Origin of the sequence: Paenibacillus chungangensis, assembly GCF_042675905.1 — a bacterium.
GTDB classification, from domain to species: domain Bacteria; phylum Bacillota; class Bacilli; order Paenibacillales; family Paenibacillaceae; genus Pristimantibacillus; species Pristimantibacillus chungangensis.
Genome location: NZ_JBHTJZ010000032.1, coordinates 1 through 1,018 on the forward strand (window position 1 = coordinate 1; position 1,018 = coordinate 1,018).

Consider the following 1,018-nt stretch of genomic DNA (forward strand, 5'->3'; position numbering starts at 1 on the left):
GACAGTGACAGCGGCGTCGATCCGTCCAGTCTGCAATATGTATGGACGAAAAGCGCTAGTGCGCCAGGTGGGGACGAAGAGTGGACCGGCTTTGCAAGCGGAGATAACTTGGAGAAGAATAGTGTGAACGGAGAGTGGTACCTGCATGTGAGAGGGATGGATGTGACCGGTAATATCCTGCAAACGGTATCCAATCGCTTCCAGCTGTTCATGCTTGCTCTTCCCGTCAACAACAACCAAGCCGGGTTATACGAAGATTCGCGCTTGCTTGACAATGTGAACATCCACAAGAAAACGCAGGCAGACGGCACCACGATTGAGCAAATCACCATCTATGAAGCCACACTGAATCAAGCGCTGCAGAAACTGCAGAAGAATCTGCTGACGATACGGGTGGATGACACGGCACGTGTGGTGCAAGTGCAACTGCCGACTAAATCTCTCCAATTGGCTGTGCAGTCTGAACCGAATCTTGCTATAAACGTAGAGTTGAACGGTTCAAGCTATCAGCTGCCGCTGTCAGCGATCCGTTGGGAGCAGATAGCCGAGACGCTTGGCGTAGCGCTGGAAAACATGAAGGTGAACCTAACGCTGGAACAAATGGATTCAGACACCGAAGCAGAGCTTCGGCAGCTTACTGCCGATCAGGGGCTGCGTCTAGCCAGCCGCGTCATCGACTTCAAAGTGACGGTAGAGGCGGGCGGCGAAACATTGGAAATCAACGATTTCGATGGAGCCTATACGACCCGGGCGATTGTGATCGATGAGGCAGAGGAAGCCTCCACCTTGATTGGCGTAAGGATAGAGCTGGAGAGGAACACATTCCGCTTCGTCCCTTCCTTGCCGGGAATGCGTGCGGACGGAACGGCGGAACTGGTCATGAACGTACCGTACAACAGCCTGTATGCGGCAGTCGAACCGTCCGGCAAAAGCTTCGCGGACCTAACGGGTCATTGGGCGCAGGGAGATGTGGAGCTGCTGGCAACGAAACGGATTGTCGAGGGAGCAGGCCCGGATC

General features: G+C 54.3%; 1 protein-coding gene. It reads left to right on the top strand.

Features of this window, described 5'->3' with window-relative positions:
* The coding region (locus ACFQ2I_RS17210; RefSeq protein WP_377566359.1) for a hypothetical protein at positions 1 to 1,018 on the top strand (1,018 nt) is incomplete at both ends.